This window comes from Pseudomonas sp. ArH3a (assembly GCF_022648765.1).
Taxonomy (GTDB): domain Bacteria; phylum Pseudomonadota; class Gammaproteobacteria; order Pseudomonadales; family Pseudomonadaceae; genus Aquipseudomonas.
In genome coordinates, this window is sequence record NZ_CP080330.1 from 5,151,535 (window position 1) to 5,168,250 (window position 16,716).

14 protein-coding genes and 1 pseudogene are annotated in these 16,716 nt (G+C 47.9%); 6 read left to right on the forward strand and 9 right to left on the reverse strand.

The window, feature by feature from the left end; translation table 11 throughout:
• The first annotated feature begins 495 nt into the window (after nt 1-495).
• The 6 genes from K0P33_RS23530 to K0P33_RS23555 are packed head-to-tail and all read left to right on the forward strand — an operon-like array spanning nt 496 to nt 7,259.
• On the forward strand, nt 496-1,296 hold the full coding sequence (locus tag K0P33_RS23530) for an ABC transporter permease (RefSeq protein WP_242151739.1): 801 nt from the start codon (nt 496-498) through the stop codon (nt 1,294-1,296).
• Entirely contained in the window at nt 1,286-2,626 is a 1,341-nt protein-coding gene (locus K0P33_RS23535; protein WP_242151743.1) for an ABC transporter ATP-binding protein, read from the forward strand. The genes K0P33_RS23530 and K0P33_RS23535 overlap by 11 nt, the downstream gene beginning before the upstream one ends.
• Entirely contained in the window at nt 2,627-4,093 is a 1,467-nt protein-coding gene (locus K0P33_RS23540) for a polysaccharide pyruvyl transferase family protein (RefSeq protein ID WP_242151747.1), read from the forward strand. It abuts the gene before it with no gap.
• A 24-nt stretch (nt 4,094-4,117) separates the two neighbouring features.
• The gene (locus K0P33_RS23545) at nt 4,118-5,083 is read left to right on the forward strand and encodes a glycosyltransferase family 2 protein (protein WP_242151749.1); all 966 of its coding nucleotides are present in this window, start codon (nt 4,118-4,120) and stop codon (nt 5,081-5,083) included.
• A 9-nt stretch (nt 5,084-5,092) separates the two neighbouring features.
• The gene (locus K0P33_RS23550; RefSeq protein WP_242151753.1) at nt 5,093-6,313 is read left to right on the forward strand and encodes a glycosyltransferase family 4 protein; all 1,221 of its coding nucleotides are present in this window, start codon (nt 5,093-5,095) and stop codon (nt 6,311-6,313) included.
• Between the two features lie 16 nt (nt 6,314-6,329).
• On the forward strand, nt 6,330-7,259 hold the full coding sequence (locus K0P33_RS23555) for an NAD-dependent epimerase/dehydratase family protein (protein WP_242151756.1): 930 nt from the start codon (nt 6,330-6,332) through the stop codon (nt 7,257-7,259).
• Between the two features lie 73 nt (nt 7,260-7,332).
• On the opposite strand, the gene K0P33_RS23560 is transcribed toward K0P33_RS23555, so the two are convergent.
• From K0P33_RS23560 to rfbB, 9 genes and pseudogenes are all read right to left on the reverse strand, one after another.
• Nucleotides 7,333-7,734 carry a GtrA family protein gene (locus K0P33_RS23560; RefSeq protein WP_242151759.1) on the reverse strand — a complete coding sequence of 134 codons (402 nt, stop codon included), beginning with the start codon at nt 7,732-7,734 and terminating at the stop codon, nt 7,333-7,335.
• Nucleotides 7,727-9,874, reverse strand: a complete 2,148-nt coding sequence (locus K0P33_RS23565) for a hypothetical protein (RefSeq protein ID WP_242151762.1) — start codon at nt 9,872-9,874, stop codon at nt 7,727-7,729. The genes K0P33_RS23560 and K0P33_RS23565 overlap by 8 nt, the downstream gene beginning before the upstream one ends.
• 60 nt (nt 9,875-9,934) lie before the next feature.
• A complete protein-coding gene (locus tag K0P33_RS23570; RefSeq protein WP_242151765.1) occupies nt 9,935-10,870 on the reverse strand; it encodes a glycosyltransferase family 2 protein in 936 nt (311 codons plus the stop codon).
• 142 nt (nt 10,871-11,012) lie between these two features.
• A pseudogene (locus K0P33_RS23575) lies at nt 11,013-12,566 on the reverse strand (IS66 family transposase).
• 183 nt (nt 12,567-12,749) lie between these two features.
• Nucleotides 12,750-12,974, reverse strand: a complete 225-nt coding sequence (tnpB, locus tag K0P33_RS23580) for an IS66 family insertion sequence element accessory protein TnpB (protein ID WP_347341834.1) — start codon at nt 12,972-12,974, stop codon at nt 12,750-12,752.
• 346 nt (nt 12,975-13,320) lie between these two features.
• On the reverse strand, nt 13,321-13,866 hold the full coding sequence (rfbC, locus tag K0P33_RS23585) for a dTDP-4-dehydrorhamnose 3,5-epimerase (protein ID WP_242151769.1): 546 nt from the start codon (nt 13,864-13,866) through the stop codon (nt 13,321-13,323).
• Entirely contained in the window at nt 13,866-14,750 is an 885-nt protein-coding gene (rfbA, locus tag K0P33_RS23590; RefSeq protein ID WP_242151772.1) for a glucose-1-phosphate thymidylyltransferase RfbA, read from the reverse strand. The genes rfbC and rfbA overlap by 1 nt, the downstream gene beginning before the upstream one ends.
• A gap of 2 nt (nt 14,751-14,752) precedes the next feature.
• Nucleotides 14,753-15,649, reverse strand: coding sequence for a dTDP-4-dehydrorhamnose reductase (gene rfbD / locus K0P33_RS23595; RefSeq protein WP_242151775.1), 897 nt, complete (start codon nt 15,647-15,649; stop codon nt 14,753-14,755).
• A complete protein-coding gene (rfbB, locus tag K0P33_RS23600; protein ID WP_242151778.1) occupies nt 15,646-16,716 on the reverse strand; it encodes a dTDP-glucose 4,6-dehydratase in 1,071 nt (356 codons plus the stop codon). The genes rfbD and rfbB overlap by 4 nt, the downstream gene beginning before the upstream one ends.

Here is a 16,716-nt window from a genome sequence, read left to right on the forward strand (position 1 = left end):
TAAGAAAATGCAAAAAATGAATGCCCAGCACCCAATCCGAGTTTAGCGTTAGCCCATCGCCCCAACAGTGCTAGGGGGAATACACACTTAGGATCAATCAAGCGCCGTAAACTGTCGAATTGACAAATATAAGTTGCAAAAAACCCGAACAACAACACGGACTTTGAAACTATGGTCACTGCCAACCTCTAACCCTCGACCCCCCTGCAGCAGGTCTATACAAACACAGTGCGGAGCAGGCTAAATCATAAAGCTCCATCAATCAAAATAGGAGTCGGCGGCCAATCGTTGCCTGATGATTTTGAATGCCGTCACATGAATTCAGACGAAAGAAACAATTTGACAGATTTGCACAAAGTGAATAATAATGAAATTTAGTGTAGACAATGCAAAAATCTTTGAAAAAACATAAATATGATGACGCCAATCGTCTTAAAGCTTCCACATTAAACCTATACATCAAATTATTTAGCTTTTAATCAAGTAGGAATTGTAATGCTTGCGATCGTGAAAACCTTGTCAACCCATCGACAACTCATCTACGGAATGGTGAGGCGAGAGATCCAAGTTAAATACAAAGAATCACTCATCGGGCTCGGCTGGGCATTCTTTACTCCCTTATTTATGCTGGGCATCTATACATTTGTCTTTTCAGAAGTATTCAAGTCACGCTGGAACAATGTTATTCCCACCAGCAAAGCAGATTTTGCAATCATGTTATTTGCAGGCCTGATGATTTACACTTTTTTCGCAGAATGCCTATTGCGAGGCCCACAAATAATCACATCAAACGTTAACTATGTTAAAAAAATCGTTTTCCCCCTCGAAATCCTACCATTTGTTGCCATCGGGTCTGCGCTATTCCAGCTAGCGATTAGCTGCTGCGTACTGCTCGCCGCCCAGCTTTTCGTCAACGAGAGCATTCACGTTACAGCACTGTTGTTCCCCTTGATTATCCTCCCCCTGCTGCTCTCAACTGCCGGCATTCTATGGATCCTTGCTGCCGCGGGTGTATACCTGCGAGACATAGGACAACTTATCGCCGTACTGACCAGCGTGTTAATGTTTTTAAGCCCTATTTTTTACCCTGTCAGCGCCCTACCTATCGCCTTTCAATCCTGGCTGCGACTTAACCCCCTGACAAACATAATCGAACAAACCAGAGCGGTGCTTATTGAAGGCCATACTATCGACTGGCAGACCTATATAATTTCGTTTGGGCCTAGCATAATATTGTTTGTAGTGGGATATGCACTATTCCAAAAAGCACGGAAGGGTTTCGCAGATGTCCTCTAATATTACAGTAGATAAAAATATGCCTTCCATTTCAGTTATTGGCGTATCCAAAAACTATCATATCTACGCAAAACCAGAAGACCGCCTAAAACAATTTATATTCTCTCGCGTTTTTGGCGACAAAAAGCATCTTTTTTATAAAGACTTCTGGGCCCTCAACCCTGTTAGTTTTGACGTAAACAAAGGCGACTCTGTCGGAATTGTCGGTCGAAATGGGTCGGGGAAATCCACACTTCTTCAAATGATCTGCGGTACGTTGACGCCAAGCACTGGCACCATCCAAAAAAATGGCCGAATCGCAGCGCTTTTGGAATTAGGTGCAGGCTTTAACCCCGATTTCACTGGCCGTGAAAACATATACCTAAATGGATCGATACTGGGCCTGAGTAAAAAAGAAATTGACGAGCGCTTTTCAGCCATCGTTGATTTTTCTGAAATCGAACAATACATAGACCAACAAGTCAAAACTTATTCTAGTGGCATGTTCATCCGCTTGGCGTTTTCTGTTGCCATTCACAGTAATCCGGAAATACTCATTATCGATGAGGCACTTGCAGTCGGGGATGTTTTTTTTCAACAAAAGTGCTTTGAACGACTCAAGCAACTTAAAGAAGCGGGAATTACATTACTGTTCGTTTCGCATGATGTCACCTCAGTAAAACTACTGTGTGATAAAGCGATCCTCCTTCACAAAGGCAATTTGATTAAAATTGGCGACCCAAAAGACGTCGTCAACGAATACATAAAAATCAACTCAAAAGACGATGAGTTGCTTGCCGCACCTGAAGAGCCGGTTAACGAGGTACAAAATCCATCCAGCACGGTCGCCCCCCCCCCCACACTGAATGGACCTGTAAGCTCGAGCACGGACGAGGAATCGGAATATCGATACGGCAACAAATCGGCGATTATCGAAAAATTTGCAGTGTACAACGAGCAAGGGGTATTGCTCGACGGCAGTATTCACAATGACGAACCCGTTGAGATCAGACTGACGATAAAATTCTTCGATGATATTGAGAACCCTGTCGCGGGTTTCTACATTAAAGATAGACGCGGTATAGAACTGTACAGTGGCAATACACATTACCTTGGATATCCTCTTGGCAAACAGTCCAAAGGCAACTCTATCCAGGTTTCATTTCGGCAGGTCATCAGCCTTGCTCCGGCAGAATATTCCTTATCACTCGGCCTCTCTAACTACATAGATGGAGTCAGTACGCCTCTCGATCGGCGCTATGAGGCGGCAAAACTGACAATACTCTCAGATCAAGTGATTATTGGTTTATTTGATCTGAAATCAAAAGTCCAACTTGAGTACTTAAAGTAGATGAAAATCGCACAGATTGGTACATTCGACCTAGACAATCTTGGTGACTTACTTTTTCCCTGGGTCACTGTTCGGATACTAAAGCATTTATTGCCGAGCGACACAGAATTGGTTTTCAAGGCCTATAGCCCTACCGAACCGACAGCATTACTTTACTCCGACCAAGTCCCCTATAACGCGCTCAACAAGCTAGATAAAGATGACAGCGAGGGCAGCTTCGATCTTATCCTCATCGGCGGAGGCGACCTGATCCGCGACGATGATTATTCACTGTACCCTATATACGGTACCCACTCGCCACAGCTCACATTCAGCCATATATTGTCGCCTACCGCCACATCGCAACGGCGCCTGGCGCTGCTGGGAGTGGGTCTGCCCTACGTCATTGAGGAAGACTTCTCTATTTTTATAGCTAACAGCTTATCTCGTGCCATTTCTGTAGGCGTCAGAGATGAGCGTAGCGCACAACTGTTAAGAAGCACAGCACCCACTATTGACCTGCAGATAGTGCCTGACTTCGTTCACTGCTTGCCGATATTCCTAAGCAGAGACGAGTGCAAAAATAACGCACTGTCGTTATTACCAGACCACCAACCCGGGTACTTCTGCTTTCAAGGCCATGCTGACGTGTGCGGTACACTTTCAGAAGTCGCACAGACGCTAAAAGAAGTGGAAGCGTTGACGGGGAAACGCTTCGTTCTGATTGAGATCGGTGGGTGCCTGGGTGACACTGAATTCTTACATGCACTAAGCGAACTCACAGGCTATATCGTCGTCAGCCAACAAAGATACAGCAATATCACGCTGGAACAAAAAGTGTCTATCATCGCGGGCTGCGAAGGCTTTATTGGTTCTAGCCTCCACGGAAACATCATCTCCAATTCCTATGGTATTAATAATATCTCCTATGTGGGCGACTATTCACATAAAATAACAGAATACTTCTCAGACCCCGAAAACGGTGTTCTGTTTAATAATTTTGCAACGTGCTCCCAAGACGTCGGCAAGATAGTAGAAATTCTAACTGCTCCCACTTCTGTATCGACGCTCGACAGCGGCAAGCATGATAAAATATTTTCCTTCCTAAGAAGTTTATTCAGCCATTCGCCTCAAGAAACGACTGAATTTTCTTCATCTATAGATAACCTCTATAAGCTTGGCCATGGCAAAGCCTGCTATCGAGAGGGTATCGTCAGAGCACAACTGGCAGACCTTCAAAAGATGCTAGGTGCAGAGAAAGAGAACGCAGTCGCGCAGATCAATTATCGCCAAGCAATGATTGACGATCTCAATGAATTGCTCAGCAAAGAAAAAGAAAATGCCCAACAACAAATACAGTATCGCGAAAAATTAATTGACGAGCTTAAACTCATCAACGTAAAAGAAAAAGAAAATGCCGCTGAGCAAATACAAGCTAAAGATTCTCTTATTCAAAAGCTTCAAGAAAACCAGAAACCATATGAATAACGTTTCATTTCAAGCGAGCAACATATGAGCACTATTAAAGCATCGGTGATAATACCCACCAAAAATCCTGGAGCTATATTCAAGGAGGTATTACATGCCGTGCTCGCGCAGAAGACTAATTGGCCATTTGAAATAGTCGTAATCGATTCAGGCTCCAAAGATGGAACAGTCGACTTTGTAAAACAGTACCCTGAAGTGACATTGCTGGAAATTCCTGCCCACGAGTTCGGTCATGGAAGATCCAGGAATTTCGCAATATCTCAATCGTCAGGTGAGTACATTGCGGTTATAACACATGATGCAAAACCAGCAACGAGCCAATGGCTGCAGCATCTTGTTGACATTGCCGAAAGCGATGAAAAAATTGCCGGCGTGTTCGGTCGCCACATTGCCTACCCCCATGCCTCACTCTTTACTACTAGAGAATTGGAGATGCATTTCAGTGGCTTCAAAGCTGCGCCCATCGTGTTCATGGATGATCCGGCACGCTACTCAACTGACGTAGGCTACCGGCAGTTCCTTCACTTCTTTTCCGACAATAATGCACTGATTCGCAGATCGGTATGGGCACTTATACCCTACCCTGACGTCGACTTCGCTGAAGATCAGTCTTGGGCCAAGCAAATTATAGAAGCCGGTTACTACAAAGCGTATTCCGAAGAAGGCGTGGTATATCATTCCCACGACTACACCCTTTATGAGCGCCTTCAACGCAGCTTCGATGAAAGCTATGCATTCAAGCGATTCTTTGGCTATATCCTGTGTCCAAACTTATCATCCATGTGCAAATCAATTGCTGCATTAAGCCAGCGTGATATCGCCTATGGACGCAGTTTGGGACTGCTGAGAAAATCGCCTAGCGTCATTATTTTTGCTGTACTGGATAATGTTATGCGTGTTGTCGGACACTACCTCGGGGCCAGGGGAGAGCGTATCCCTGCGTTTATAAGAAATAGAATCTCACGCGACAAAAAACTTTTTGCTCAATAGGGAGTGGTTATGAGCATCAAAATGTTAAAGCAGAAACTAAAACAGGCAACTGCCTACTATCGAACACATGGCTTTCTTTCACTGCTTAGAAAGACATCTGATAATATTCAAAAAACGTCGGTCTCGCTTTTCCAAAAAACTGACGTATTAGGTTTTTACGATTTCGTTCTGTACAAGCCCACAACAGAAAAATATAAAGATGGGAACGCTAAGAGCAACACAATCAACTGGGTCATCCCTCCGTACGGAAGGGGCTCAGGCGGCCACTTAAATATATTCAGGTTTGTATACCAACTTGAACAGCTTGGCTATGACTGCCGAGTCATTATTGTGGGTGCGCACTCGAAATATGATCTAGTGGAAGCAAAGAACCAAATTACCGAATGGTTCTTTCCTATCAAGGCAGACATATACGACAACTTAGAAAGTGCTCCGGCTGCGTATTATACAATGGCCACATCTTGGCAAACGGCGTATTACGTCCGAAATTTTTCCAACACCCATCACAAGTGTTATTTCGTACAGGATTATGAGCCTTACTTCTATGCTGCGGGCGCAGAGTCTGCGATGGCAGAAGCAACGTACTCATTTGGTTTCACGTGCATCACTGCGGGCGGCTGGTTAGCCGAAAAGCTTGAGCAAAAACACCAAGCTAAGGCGTATGCTCTCAGTTTCTCATTTGATCGCGATCACTATCGCCTGATGACGCGTAGAGAACCTCAAATTAAAAGGGTGTTTTTCTATGCGCGTCCGCCTACGCCAAGGCGCGCGTTTGAATTAGGACTTCTCACCCTCAATGAGGTCGTTAAGAAGCTGCCCGACGTCAAAGTCATCTTTGCCGGCTGGGACGTATCCACTTACGAGATACCCTTTGAGCATCTCAATGCGGGCACGTTAAACGTAAATGAGCTACCCGACCTGTACAACCAATGTGACGTGGCACTTGTGCTTTCCTTTACGAACTTATCACTACTACCACTTGAGCTAATGGCATGCGGCGTACCCGTCGTCAGCAACAAAAGCCCTTGCACTGAATGGCTCTTAAATGACGAAAACTCGGTGCTTACCAAGGCGACTCCAGAAGACTTAGCGTCCGCCATTTGCAGTATTTTAACCGACGTCGAATTGAGTGCGACCATCCGAGAGCAAGGGTTAAAAACAGCCAACCTCTCCAGTTGGGATGCAGAAGCGATGAAACTAAAAAATGCCTTGATTGAAATAGACAGCTGAGAAATAGGATTTCCCAATGCCCACTAGTCAGCGATGCATAGTTTTCGGCGCCAGCGGTTTCATAGGTTCTCGCCTGTGCGAAAAGCTGGGAAACAAATACCAAAACCTAAAAGCTTTTGGTCGTAACCCCATGTATCCATCTGCGTTCAGCAAGTGCAAATGGGTAGAAGGTGACTTTTCCGACGTCAACCAAATTGCAAACGCTATAACTGACTGCGACACAGTAATACACTTAGTCAACGCAACGACGCCCGCGAGCGCAAACATCAATAGAGTTGCAGACCTAAAGGCAAATGTCGTATCAACATTAAACCTGCTGGATGCATGCGTTAACTCTGGCGTAAAGAAAATAATATTCATATCTTCTGGCGGTACGGTGTATGGTGCTCCGTCTATAATTCCCACCCCAGAAACCGCTGAAAACAACCCCATAACCGCGTACGGAGTAAGCAAACTTACGATCGAAAAGTATCTTTCTCTTTATCACCACCTATATAAATTGGATTATTGCGTTTTGCGTGTAGCAAACCCATTCGGCCCTTATCAAACAAATAAGAAAAATCAAGGGGCGATCGCCGCATTTTTGCAACATGCGATTCATAACGAGCCAATAGATGTATGGGGAGATGGATCAGTTGTGCGTGACTATATATTTATAGATGATGTGATCAACGCGATTGATCTTGCTATAGCACACTCCGGGGAACAGAAAATCTTTAACATCGGTTCAGGCGTTGGATTAAGCATTAATCAGATCATATCCACACTTGAGTCAAGCCTCGGAAAGTCAATTTCCGTCAACTACTTACCAAGTCGCAACATGGATGTACCTATAAGCATATTGGATATTACAAGAGCTCATACCCACTTGGGATGGTCACCCCATACCCCTTTCAATGAAGCGATTGCTCAAACGTTACTATGGGTTAAAGGTTCAAACCTCTAACGCTGCGAGCTACAATAACCCGCCTCATATAAAAAGTGCGCCAACATTCGTCGGCGCACCAATAAATAAACCCTTACTTCGCCTTGTGCCCGAATGTCCAAATCGTGTTTGCAACAAACCCGTAAATTAACGTAGTCAGCGTTGTGAGTATCTGAGCAAAGACATAAGGTAGCCCTACCGCCTTAACCAATACATACATCAACAAAGTATTAAATACGACTGCACCGCTTGCAATAATTGCAAACTTCAACAGCGTCTCTCGATGCCTACGAACACTTTTGAAAACAAACCAATAGGACAGGCAATAGTTAATTGAAGCCCCTACTATTGCACCTACCAGCGAAGCAGTCACCGGGCTAAAAGAAAAACCCTGCACAAGCAGTATAAGTAGCGAATAATGGGCACAGGTGCCCACCAGCCCTGCGCTCGCGAACTTAACGAACAGCTCAAAAAGATAGGCCCATCGCTTATTCATTTAATGACGCCCCCACGAGCTTGGGGTCCTCCCACAAGACAGCTTTTCCGGGCTCAGCACTCTGCAGCTCCACCCGCACCTCCCCGGTCCCTAAAGGCACGGGTACTTGGACTATCCCATCCAACACACTGACTACCCTGCGAGTCACCGCTTCTCCGCGAATCACTTCTACCAGGCCTATTGTTGCTGCTCCTGGCTCCGGATAAACCTTGATCTCAACATACTCCGCAGACGGAGGGTTAAATACAAAACTCCCCACTCCACGATTGACGGCGAGAACGAGTACTGAACGTCCCCCCCCATAACTACGAAGTCCAGCCGTCACTTGTGTTCGGTCTAAGTTATAGGTGTACGCACTGTCAAAAAACCGAGAGACCGATTGCGGCATATCTCGCGGAACCAGTATCTCAATTTTACTGTTTATCTCAAGTATAGTGATTGGTATGTAAGCGGAGCTTATATAGTCTGAGAGCTTATGCAAAATAGGTGAAAGTGAAGCAGCTTGATCAAGGTCTTTGATCACAATTTCTGGCTTGTTCTTTTTGAGATCGCGTATAGCAGCTTCTACATCACTTTCAGTCGTCTGAGGGGCAAACTCAACGTACCGGGTCCCATGCTTCGAGGCAAAGCTATAAAACTCAGCACGCACAGGATAGCTAAATATGCTAGAAGCTTTACGCTGTTGAATTATATCCCTAACCGCCTCAAGTTCGTTTCTCCGCTCAATGGGGACCTGAACTCCAAGCACCTTATTTTGCGGCAATTGCTTAAACGCATGAAGCGTCGTATTCGGAGAGTCAAACGAGAATGGGTAGGTAAATATTACGACCAATGCGCCGCCTAGCACACTCGCCATCCCCATATAACCTGAATAACCAGTAGCAGGATACTTCAGATGGGATTCCAGTAAGAGCACTTCTTTTCTGTTTTGAAAGACGCCAATAGCCAACAACACAAAAGGTATTAGCAGCAGTGCACTGGACTTACCATTCACGCCAAAGGCGATTATTACAGACAGCATCACTAGCACGATAATTGCCGAATGATAGCGCTGCACTTCTTTTCGTTTCTGCCAATAAAGCAGCACACCAACAGGCAACAAGATGAATAGTTCAGAAATCGCAAATAGAAGATGTAGCGTGTCTGCGCGACCCAACATCGATATCAATCTTAGCCCAATATAGCTAAAAAATACGATACCTGCGGGAGTGAACAACTTTCCTCTCAACGCAAATAGCGATGCTCCGAGTACATATACAGCGAGCCAAACATAAAAAATAGAATTCTGAATACTCAGCGTAGGAAAAGGTATATCCATGCCTTTAGGCTGAACAAAAAAAGCATAATAGAACGTTATATAAAAATATTCCTTCAGATTTACGCCAACGCTAGCAAAGTATAAGAGACCCGGTACGATGACTATCGCCACCCCAACTACCAGAAACAGTGCACGCACTGCGACGGACTTTGTCTTCTTACGCTCATAGACGGAAAGTTCTGCAACTCCAATTGACAGAGCCAGAAAGACAAAAACTTCCTGCCCAAACCAATAGCTCAGCCCCAATAAACAACCTGTACCAAAAAGCGCTGCGGGCTTATCGAAATGATCCTTATCACTCTTGAATAAAGAAAATAGATAGAGTGCAAGCGCTAATGCGGGGATGGCAGTTCTGAATTGATAAATAGGTGGTAAGGCGACGACCAATAGCCCTACGACAAACGCCAGCAGCAATGATGCGCGCCCCCAAAAAACTCTAGATGCGGCAAGCGCAAGAAAAAAACTAGCCACCGCTTGCCCTACATGCGCTTCAAATAGAAGAGCGAAGCTTGTAGCATAGTAAGTTTGCCCCAACACACTCTGCACCAATGCATAATAGTAATAGGGGCCAGGCGTTCGGAAATGGATAAAATCCCTGATAAAGACATCACCATTTGCAATCCAGTGCCCAAACGCGTGAAATAACGCATGGTCTCCGGCAGCACCGAATGCAAACGGTGCCTTAGCAAAGGACGCAGCAATACCTAAGACGACGATAATGGAAACCAATAGCAATAGTTTTGCTAGGGGTATCGGAGTATTTTTATCTTCGTCTGTCGCCCCTCCCTTCTGAGCTTGCCCCAACTCATCACCCTTAATCATTTACGTTTCGCCCCAAAATGTTGTTGTGTAACTTGGATAGCGTCATGCTATCCAACCAGATTATTTTCTATATTTTTTTCTAATGAAGTAGATGGGCCGATGTTTGGATTCTGCGTATACCCGCCCGACATATTCACCCAAGACACCAATACTAATTAACTGCAGACTGCCCATAAACAGAACAGCTACTAAGAGAGAAGCATAACCGGGAATATCAACCCCATGCACCAGTGTTCTAACGACAATGAACACAGTATACAATAACGAACCTAGCGCCCCCGCGCTCCCAATATAGGTCCATAGTTTTAACGGGACGGATGTAAAACTTGTTATACCCTCAAGTGCAAAATTCCATAACTTCCACCCTGAAAACTTTGTATCTCCCGCAGCGCGCGAGCTCCTTACATAGTCAATTGTTGTGGTTTTATATCCTACCCAGGCAAACAAACCTTTCATAAACCGCTGCTGCTCCGAAAGCTGCAAAACAGCATCAACGACAACCCTGTCCATCAACCTGAAGTCGCCGACATTCTCTGGAATTTTAACATTCGACAGCTTGTTGTGAAAGCTGTAGAACATTTCAGCAGTCTTTCGTTTTAAGAACGTATCGGAGCTCCGATCAACGCGCCTCGCCAAAACAACTTCAAAACCTGACTGCCACTCCTTAATCATTGCCTCGATTAACTCAGGAGGGTCTTGTAAATCAGCATCAATTGGAATTACTGCATCACCTATTGCTTCGCTAATCCCGGCCGTCAGTGCTGCCTCTTTCCCAAAATTTCTAGACAGCTCGATAACATGTACACGAGCATCTTGATTGGAAAGCTCAATCAATCTAATTAGGGTATCATCCCTGCTTCCATCATCAACGCAAATCAGTTCAAATGTTACCGACTTAATACTATCAATCACTTCCTTGACAGCATTGTAGAACAGCATTACGTTGTCAGCCTCATTATAAAAAGGCGCAACAATCGACACTCTTCTCCCTAGCATAATAAACCCATCCGATTTTTAGCTCATTTCACTTGAGACACAAATTATTGAGTTACGACTCGCTTCCAATCATACCATCTTGAACTCTAGATGCTACGTATACGATCCATGAACCCCACCTACCGCAAGACGGAGCAACGGCTTACCGTGGCATCTCTGGCGAGCAGTTCCACAGCAGTAAGGCTTCATAGTCTTCGACCGAGAGGCATGCTGCAACCGTTCCAGTACGTGGCGCAGCCACGTATAGGGCTCCTGGCCGTTGATCTTGGCGGTTTTGACCAGGCTATAGATCTGCGCACTGGCCGTGGCGCCCTTGAGCGTATCGCTGAACAGCCAAGCCTTGCGGCCGATGACAAATGGCTTGATCGCTCGTTCGGCGGCGTTGTTGTCGACCGGTAAAAAACCGACCTCCACGTAACGTTCCAGCCGACTCCAGTTGTTCGCCAGATAATGTACCGCTTTACCCAGAGCGCTTTGCGCCGTGACCTGTGGCTGGGTTTTCTCCAGCCAGCTTTTCAACTGGGTCAGGATTGGTAGGCTTTTTTCCTGACGCCCGATAAAGCGTTGTTCATCACTGGCGTCCTTGAGTTCACGATTAATGTCATACAACTTGTTGATCAAGTTCAGGGCGATATCTGCACGCCCTATCTTACCCTTGGGCTGGACTTTTTGCGCATCAACAAACTTGCATGCGCACATGCGCCATGCACGCCAGTCGCTCCACGCCCGATTGCAACGCCAAAGTGTTATAACCCGCGTAATCCTCGGCCATCACGTAGCCGCGATAACTGTCCAGCAGGCACAACGGTAATTCCTGCGCACGGCTGGAGGTGTAGTCGAACAACACAACTTTTCTGTCCGGCGGCCCACTGGCCTGTACTCGCATCCAGGATTGGCTGGTCGAGTCGCGATCCGGTTCTTTCAGCACCTGCGCCCGCGTTTCATCGCACTGAATCACTGGGTTTTCCAGTAACCGGTCGCGCATCGGGTTCAGCAACAGCTGGAAGTGTTCACTGCACTGGATCACTCAACGCGCCAGGGTCTGACGCGGCATGTCGATACCGTGTCGGCAAAGTACTGTTTCAAAGCGATGCAACGGCAAGCCATCGACATACTTGATGGTCAGCAGCATCGCCAATACGCTGGGGCTAGCGATGCTCTTTTCGATCAACTGCGCGAGTTTGTCGGCGGGGACCGGGGCGGTTTCACAGTCACGGCAACCGTAGACTTTGCGAATGTGCTTAATGACCAAGATCTGCATCGGCACGATGTCCAACTGCTCGCTAGTTTCTTCGCCGACGGCATGTTTGCGGCAACCGCAGGCGCAGGTCAGTTCGTGCTCGGGCAGCTCATGAATGACTTCGATATGCGGCAGGTCTGCCGACAACGGCTTGCGCTTGCCACGGCGCGCAGTGGGCGCCACCACTTCTTCTTCCGCGTGCTCGACCGCCAACATCTGGTCGCTTTCCGGCTGGTTGAACAGGGCTAGTTGCGGGGTGTTGGATTCGGCAGTTTGTTCGGATTTGCGCCCGAACAAACTGCCACGCAGCAGCTCGATCTGCTCTTTCAGGTAGACGATATGGCCCTCATGCGCTTGCAACACTTCGGCTGTTTTTGCCTGACGAGCCAGCGCCTCAAGCAGCAACTCCTTGAGCAAAGCAGGATCATCTGGGAGGTCATCGGGCCGGGAAATCATGCCCAGGATTATACCGGCTCAGGCCACGAAGCGAGGCGTTAAAACCTGATGCGGATGATTGCCGTCGAGCAGCCAGTTCAGCTCTTGAACGCTCAACACAATGGCTTAGTCACTTTTATCGGGCGATGTTTTGAACCGTTCGGATTCGAGGCGTTTGAGCCAAAGGCAAAAGCCGTTGCGCTCTTAATAGAGGATTTTCACACGATTACGTGGGCGATTCAGGAAAACGAAAAGCACGGGATCGAATACCGCGACTTTAATATCCAACTCAACCAGAGCGACCAAGCCGTCAATGGATTTTCGAAAGTCCACGGGTTTGGGGCAGAGATAGACTTTTTCGACTTTAGCGTCGGGTCGCATCATGAGGGGCTGGCTCCAGAAAGAGATCGGGAGCACAGCATCGAACATCAAATTTCGGCTTGGAATGTGGAGCTCATGGAGCGGTTACGATGCTACAGCCTCATACACCCAAGACTCACTTCATGGGTTATGCCTGGGCCTCTAAAATTTGACACACGCCCTATAGAAACGCCTATATTTCGACGCATCGAGACGCAAAAGGTATTCTGATGATTGGATATAGGTATTCTTGAGGACGGGGGGGGGAGATAAACCTAAAGCAAACAGCAGGACTCAACTGCTTATAAAAATCATGCCGCAGGTAAACGAGTGTTTGGGGTGATGACGCCGAATTTAATTCAACCGCTGGCCGATTAAAAAACATTAATCGGCCTAAGGTCTTTTTTTGCTAGGGCTAATCAAACAACTCAGCATTTTTTAGCAGAGGTGCCGTACGGTCTTTCGAAGCCAAAGTGACTTCCCCATAGAATGGCCACTTTATGCCGATTTCCGGATCATCCCAACGAATGCTTCGCTCATGTTCAGACGCATAGTAATCAGTAGTTTTATACAGAAATTCTGCCGTTTCCGACAGCACAACAAATCCATGAGCGAACCCTTCAGGCACCCACAGTTGCTTCTTGTTTTCTGCCGAAAGATAAACACCCACCCATTTCCCAAAGGTCTTGGAGCTATGACGAATATCAACTGCGACATCAAATACTTCACCACGCACAACCCGCACAAGTTTCCCTTGTGTTTGCTTGATCTGGTAGTGCAAACCACGCAGAACACCTTTAGCCGAGCATGAATGGTTATCCTGAACAAATTGAACCGAACGACCTATGGCACTTTCAAAACCACGCCGATTAAAGCTTTCATAAAAGTAACCACGCTCATCTCCAAACACCTTGGGCTCGAGCAGTACAACTTCAGCTATCTCTAAAGGTGTGGCTTTCATCAATAAATCTTCTCATGCAAGAGGCGCTTTAAATATTGACCATATCCATTTTTAGAAAGAGGCGCCGCTAATCTCTCTAACTGCTCAGCATCAATCCACTTCTGTCGAAACGCTATCTCCTCAGGGCAGGCAACTTTAAGCCCCTGACGATGCTCAAGTGTAGCAATGAAATGACTGGCCTCAAGCAGAGACTCATGCGTACCCGTATCCAGCCAAGCATAACCGCGCCCCATGATTTCTACAGAAAGCTTGCCGCGCTCCATATAAATACGGTTGAGATCGGTGATTTCCAGCTCGCCGCGTGGCGAAGGCTTGATGCTCTTGGCAATCTCGACCACGTCCTGGTCATAGAAGTAGAGCCCCGTTACCGCGTAGTTCGACTTGGGCTGAAGCGGCTTCTCTTCCAGGCTGATTGCCTTGCCTTGGGCATCAAACTCAACGACGCCGTAACGCTCTGGGTCATTCACATGATAAGCAAAGACGCTGGCACCATCCTGGCGTTGCATCGCGCTTTTGAGCAGCTCATTGAAATGATGGCCGTGGTAGATATTGTCACCCAGCACCAGTGCCGACAGATCGTTACCGATAAAGTCTTCACCAATGATGAATGCCTGGGCCAAGCCATCTGGAGAGGCCTGCACCGCATAAGAGATATTCAACCCCCAATTGCTGCCATCGCCCAACAATTGCTCAAAACGCGGCGTATCCTGCGGCGTCGAGATGATCAGGATGTCACGGATCCCGGCCAGCATCAGCGTGGTCAGCGGGTAGTAGATCATCGGTTTGTCATAGACCGGCAGCAATTGCTTGGAGATAGCCAAAGTTGCAGGGTGCAGACGCGTGCCTGAGCCGCCAGCCAGAATAATTCCTTTACGTTTAAGCATGTTCATTTCTCTAGTGTTTCTATGAGCATCCGTGCCACACCTGCTTGCCATTCAGGCAAGCGCAATGAAAAGGCATTCTGCAGTTTTTGGGTGTTGAGTCGGGAGTTACTGGGCCGCTTGGCAGGTGTGGGGTATGCCGCGGTCGCGATCGCCCCCACGGAAGCTGGAGCGACATTGAGTTGCACTCCAGCCGCCTGCGCCTGCTCCAGCACGAAACACGTATAGCGATACCAGGTGGTTTCACCCGCTGCCGCAAGGTGGTAGATACCCTCCAGCTGCGGCTGCTGGCGCATCGCCCGAATAGCGTGTGCGGTCACATCGGCGAGCAGGTCGGCGCCGGTGGGCGTACCAAACTGATCGTCAATAACATTCAGGCTGTCTCGCTCCTGTGCCAGGCGAAGCATGGTCTTGGCGAAATTATTACCTTTGGCGGCATACACCCAACTGGTACGAAAGATCAGGTGCGCGCAACCGGACGCCTGGATAGCCTGCTCGCCTGCGAGCTTGGTGGAACCATAAACGCTGAGGGGACCGACCGGGTCACTTTCCTGCCACGCCGTATCGCCATCACCCGCAAAGACGTAATCAGTGGAGTAGTGCACCAGCAAAGCATTCAGCTTCAGCGCCTCTGCGGCCAACACCGCCGGCGCCTCTGCGTTCACACGCAGTGCTTGGTCCGGCTCGCTTTCGGCCTTGTCTACCGCAGTGTAGGCGGCAGCGTTGACAATAATGTCTGGCGCAAAGCGCTGCACAGTCGTAGCCAGCCCTTGGAGGTCGTTAAGGTCACCGCAGTAATCCTGGTTTCTGGAGTCCAACGCAAGTACTTGCCCCAAAGGCGCCAGACTTCGCTGAAGCTCCCATCCCACCTGACCATTTTTACCCAGTAGAAGGATCCTCATACCGTGCGCTCGGTGTAATTTTTCTCTACCCATTCGCGATAAGATCCGGATTGTATGTTGCTGACCCACTCCTGGTTTTCCAGGTACCAAGTGACCGTTTTGCGGATACCGGTTTCGAACGTTTCTGTCGGCTTCCAACCCAGTTCGCGCTCAAGCTTTCGAGCGTCGATGGCGTAGCGGCGGTCATGCCCCGGGCGATCCGTCACATAGGCGATTTGTTCGCTGTAGGGTTTACCGTCTAAGCGCGGACGCAGCTCATCGAGCAAGGCGCAAACAGTGTGGACGATATCCAAATTGGGCTTCTCGTTCCAACCACCGACATTGTAGACCTCTGCGACGGTACCCACCTCCAGGACACGGCGAATAGCACTGCAATGGTCTTTAACGTAGAGCCAGTCGCGGATCTGCTGGCCATCGCCATACACAGGCAACGCCTTGCCTGCCAATGCGTTGACGATCATCAACGGAATCAGCTTTTCCGGGAAGTGATACGGACCGTAGTTGTTCGAGCAATTGGTAGTCAGTACCGGCAGGCCATACGTATGGTGATAGGCCCTCACCAAATGGTCACTCGCTGCTTTGCTCGCCGAGTAAGGGCTATTGGGTTCGTACTGGTGATGCTCGGTGAACGCAGGATCATCCTTGGCCAGAGAGCCGTAGACTTCGTCAGTCGACACATGCAGAAAACGGAAAGTCTGTTGCGCTTCGCCAGGTAGTTTTTTCCAGTAAGCGCGCACAGCCTCCAACAAGCGAAAGGTACCGACAACGTTGGTCTCGATAAAATCTTCCGGGCCGTGGATCGAACGATCAACGTGCGACTCGGCAGCGAAGTTCAGGATGGCGCGTGGTGTGTGCTCTGCAAGCAAACGCTCGACCAACTGGGTGTCGGCAATATCGCCTTGCACGAACACGTGGCGCTTATCACCCTCGAGCGAGCTGAGGTTTTCAACGTTGCCAGCATACGTCAGCTTATCCAAATTGATGACCGGCTCGTCCGTCTGGGCGACCCAATCCAATACAAAGTTCGAACCGATAAAGCCAGCACCGCCGGTTACTAAGATGGTCAT

Coding starts and splice junctions, on each gene's coding strand:
- K0P33_RS23545 (WP_242151749.1), top strand. CDS start 4,118: ATGAGCACTATTAAAGCATCGGTGATAATACCCACCAAAAATCCTGGA.
- K0P33_RS23560 (WP_242151759.1), bottom strand. CDS start 7,734: ATGAATAAGCGATGGGCCTATCTTTTTGAGCTGTTCGTTAAGTTCGCG.
- rfbB (WP_242151778.1), bottom strand. CDS start 16,716: ATGACCATCTTAGTAACCGGCGGTGCTGGCTTTATCGGTTCGAACTTT.
- K0P33_RS23570 (WP_242151765.1), bottom strand. CDS start 10,870: ATGCTAGGGAGAAGAGTGTCGATTGTTGCGCCTTTTTATAATGAGGCT.
- K0P33_RS23565 (WP_242151762.1), bottom strand. CDS start 9,874: ATGATTAAGGGTGATGAGTTGGGGCAAGCTCAGAAGGGAGGGGCGACA.
- rfbA (WP_242151772.1), bottom strand. CDS start 14,750: ATGCTTAAACGTAAAGGAATTATTCTGGCTGGCGGCTCAGGCACGCGT.
- K0P33_RS23535 (WP_242151743.1), top strand. CDS start 1,286: ATGTCCTCTAATATTACAGTAGATAAAAATATGCCTTCCATTTCAGTT.
- K0P33_RS23530 (WP_242151739.1), top strand. CDS start 496: ATGCTTGCGATCGTGAAAACCTTGTCAACCCATCGACAACTCATCTAC.
- K0P33_RS23550 (WP_242151753.1), top strand. CDS start 5,093: ATGAGCATCAAAATGTTAAAGCAGAAACTAAAACAGGCAACTGCCTAC.
- rfbD (WP_242151775.1), bottom strand. CDS start 15,649: ATGAGGATCCTTCTACTGGGTAAAAATGGTCAGGTGGGATGGGAGCTT.
- rfbC (WP_242151769.1), bottom strand. CDS start 13,866: ATGAAAGCCACACCTTTAGAGATAGCTGAAGTTGTACTGCTCGAGCCC.
- tnpB (WP_347341834.1), bottom strand. CDS start 12,974: ATGTTCGATGCTGTGCTCCCGATCTCTTTCTGGAGCCAGCCCCTCATG.
- K0P33_RS23540 (WP_242151747.1), top strand. CDS start 2,627: ATGAAAATCGCACAGATTGGTACATTCGACCTAGACAATCTTGGTGAC.
- K0P33_RS23555 (WP_242151756.1), top strand. CDS start 6,330: ATGCCCACTAGTCAGCGATGCATAGTTTTCGGCGCCAGCGGTTTCATA.